This window comes from Janthinobacterium foliorum, from assembly GCF_978021625.1.
Window position 1 is genome coordinate 1 of the sequence record NZ_CDXDQE010000037.1, and the last position, 3,439, is coordinate 3,439.

The 3,439-nt window shown below is 58.8% G+C and carries 3 protein-coding genes and 1 pseudogene; 1 reads left to right on the top strand and 3 read right to left on the bottom strand.

Features of this window, described 5'->3' with window-relative positions; all coding sequences use genetic code 11:
* Positions 1–1,375: phospholipase D-like domain-containing protein (locus ACZ92H_RS29320; protein WP_465051962.1), on the bottom strand; the 1,375-nt coding region annotated here is incomplete at its 3' end.
* Here ACZ92H_RS29320 and ACZ92H_RS29325 point away from each other — a divergent pair.
* On the top strand, positions 1,374–1,571 hold the full coding sequence (locus ACZ92H_RS29325) for a hypothetical protein (protein WP_465051961.1): 198 nt from the start codon (positions 1,374–1,376) through the stop codon (positions 1,569–1,571). The two genes, ACZ92H_RS29320 and ACZ92H_RS29325, sit on opposite strands and share 2 nt — an antisense overlap.
* On the opposite strand, the gene ACZ92H_RS29330 is transcribed toward ACZ92H_RS29325, so the two are convergent.
* Positions 1,568–3,166, bottom strand: coding sequence for a tetratricopeptide repeat protein (locus tag ACZ92H_RS29330; RefSeq protein ID WP_465051960.1), 1,599 nt, complete (start codon positions 3,164–3,166; stop codon positions 1,568–1,570). The genes ACZ92H_RS29325 and ACZ92H_RS29330 overlap by 4 nt on opposite strands.
* Before the next feature lie 2 nt (positions 3,167–3,168).
* A pseudogene (locus tag ACZ92H_RS29335) lies at positions 3,169–3,439 on the bottom strand (phospholipase D-like domain-containing protein); the annotation flags it as partial.

Genomic DNA, 3,439 nt, shown 5'->3' on the forward strand with positions numbered 1-3,439 from the left:
TGACCGGCATATCTTCAAGACTCTTGCCCGCCTTGGCACTGCCGGCCTTCCAGGCGGCGACCACCTTCTTGCGCTCGGCCAGCAAATGCCGGGCCCATTCCTCATACTGGAAATACTGGTTTTCCACATACAGGTAGCCGCCCGCCAGGCTGGCCTGGGTCACGGCGCGAAAATAGGTTTCCTTGATGGTCTTGTCTTGTTCCTCGGGCTGCGTCAGGACGATCTGCACGGTGGAGTCGCCCGGTTCGGCCTTGCGCAACAGCCGCGCCGGTGGGCTGCCATGGGGTAACTCGCGGCTCACGCTGGCAGTGGACGCCGCATGCGTGCGATCGCCGGCCGCGCGATCCCATGCCTTCACGAAATTGTTGTAGAGCGCAATGAGCGCACGGCCGCCGTCGATGCGGCAGGCATAATCCTGATAGGGCTTCAGCGTGGCGTATCCGCCATCTGCGGCCATGCCTTGCAAACACTCGCGCCGCTCGTTGACGCCGCCCTGTTCGCGCCGCGTATCGTCGAGCAGATGGGCCGTCGTGTCCCAATAATCGGTCACCGAGTTCAGGCCCATCACGTAACCGACGGCCTTCGCCCCTTCTTCGTGGTCGAAATCGATCAGGACCGGTTTCTGGTGATGCGTGCCCAGATATTGCATGCCGGGCTTTTCGATTTCCCCCATCGTCAAGCCGTGCGGCCGGTTGATTTCGGTCGCGATACTCTTGCTGATTGCCGTGCTGTCACCGTGCCGCAAGCGTATCTCCAGGCCGCCAAACTGGCCCTTGAACGCGGCCGCATACCAGCTGTGACAATATTCTTCACGCGCCATTGTCGGAATATCCTCGGGCCGGACGTACTCGCCCCAATAACCGTGGCCTGCAACCGGTTTCTTTTTTCTGACCGCCTCCTGCAACATCGCCAGGCTGGCTTTTGCGCTGATATCGTCAGCGCGCTGTCCACCGATTTTCCATGGCGAAGTGCCGTGTGTATGGCCCGGCATATTGTGCACCATCGGTGAACCGATCCGGTCATGCCAGATCAGCAGGCGCACCCTGACGTGACGCCGTGCGGCGGCGATCAGCAAGTCGCCAAACGTGTCGCCGCGCGGCCAGGTGGCGCTGTTGCCACGCACCAGTTCCATGCCCGGATCGAAACCCCAGCAGCACAGGTCGATGGACTTTTCCGCCCTGGCGATTTCGCCGGCGATGTCGGCGAACCCTTCCTGTCCGCAAATGAACAGCGTCAGCTTGTTGTTATGCGTAATCGGGTGGCTGGCCTTGCCTTTCAGGTTGCGGCTTTCCAGCAGCCACTGAAGCGAACTGGTCGCGCTGCGGCCGACCTCGTCGATGTGCGTGGTTTCGATGCGGCTGGTCGGTTCCGGCATGGCGCTCTCCCGTCAGTGTCGTGAATCATTGCATCCAGCGGCCATCGGCGGTGTCGTCGAACGCGCGTACACCGCGGTTCGACAGCGACTGTTCGCCGTCCGCCGCTGCGCCGGCATCGAAGCACGCGCTGGCCTGCAAGGCAAACTCCTCGCCATTGCCAAGGAGGACGCGGCCGTGCGCGAAGCCGGCGGTTAGACGAGATCTGCAATGGACGCATCCATTAGATGCCACGTCACCTCGTCGTCGGGCAAATCGAGCAGCCAGTCGCGGCGCGGTCGCGGGAACGGCGCGCCCTGGGTCAGCCAGGCCTGGCGCCAGTACTGGTTGACGTTCGCCTGCAGCGGATGGTCGGCCGCTAGCCACGGTTGCCAGACGCCGCTGACGGGACAGGCTTGTGCGCAAGGGCAGCTCAACCATGGCTCGGGTCGCGCCACCTCGCGCAGCAAGCCGCGCGCGGCGCGCGGCTCCACCGCGCCATGGTTGTGCCGTATCGTCAGGCACCGTTCCCACGTCACGCCGCCATAGCGCCTCTGGCCGGTGGCATCCGCCACATCGAAGTGGCGGAACGCTACGCCTGCGTGCACCAGTCGGGCCGGCTGGGTCAAGCCCTGCCCTGGGGCCGGTTGCCAGTAGGCCGAAAATGGCGCGCTCGCCGCGTCGCTGTGCAAGCCGGTGGGCCGCAGCGCATACTCGGCGACCAGGAAATATGGTTCTTGCAACAGCGAGGCGGCACTTGGCTTCGGGATGGCGGGCGGCGGGCTGACGCCCATGGCCGCGTCAAGCAGGCTCTTTCGTTGACCATCCCAAGGCGGCAGATCAGCTGGTGGCAATGGCAAGATTTTATCAAGGTTGGGAAAGCGGCGATTGGGGTTAAAGCCGAGGGCATCCCCTAACAATCCATATCGTACGCCACGAGCCTTATCGATGTACGGAGTAAACATATTAGCTAAATCAAAGGGGTGGTCAAATTCTATTTGCAATGCGTTAGCGCAATTTTCACAACCAAATTTGACCCCCTCATGCAATACCTTTAGAGCACGCGCCTTTGTCTCTGGAGTACTGTCTCCATTTGCGGCGCCATCCGATGATCTTAATACCAGATACAAATAATGCAAATCAAACGCAGCCTGTCCATACCCTTGTGCAAGCGCGCACTCGAGCATTTTGGTCGCTACAGGAATGTTTCCCCACATATCAATACCTGGGTGATCCTCTCCAGCTGTCAATTTTTCGCCAAGAAAACCCAGCGCTTGAGGATTACCCATCTGTGCAGCCTTTTGCCAGAAGGCATAAGCACGAGTAATGTCGCCATCAACGCCGGTGCTGTTCGCATAGTATGTCCCCATCCGGTCATACGCCGCCGGTATGCCCAGCCGCATCGCCTTTTCCACCAGTTGCACCGCATCTTCATTACCATGTGAGGGATCGCGCCCTTCCACATACAGGCTGGCCAGATTGAGCATCGCCTTCCAGTGCAATCGCTCCGCCGCTTGACGCGTCAGATCGACGATTTTTTTGTAATCGCGGTCTTCGACGAAAATTTCAGGATCTTCCAGGGCGCGTGCTGCGAGAAACCAATCCTCGGCTTGCGCATCGATGGGCGGCACCTTGCTTGCCTCGTTTTCACAGATAAAATCCGCGACATGCGGATTAAAAAGCGGCAAGCTTTGGTTGCGTGGTAAGATTTCTTCTTTGTCGTTAGGCATTTTGCAGGCGATTAGAGAAATAAAGAGAAGAGCTGTCAACACTACAAATGGCTGGCGAAAAAAAACGGTATCGTTTTTATTCATAATCAACCCAGGCGTATGGTGGAACTGCGTTTGTCTTCCAATGGCAGCAAAAAACCTGTCATTTTCTTAAAAATTGCAGTTCCGGATTTGTTGAATTTTTTCTTTCGATTACTTCGCATCAAATTATTCCAATCTTTGAATGCGGTCACAATCTCCGCCTTCGTCCCGCCCCCACCGTCGACCATCCCGCCGCTATGCATGCGCCACACCCGCTTGCGCAAATCGCGGGCCACGCGATAGTCGACGGTGGCGATATTGATTTCGCTGTCGACG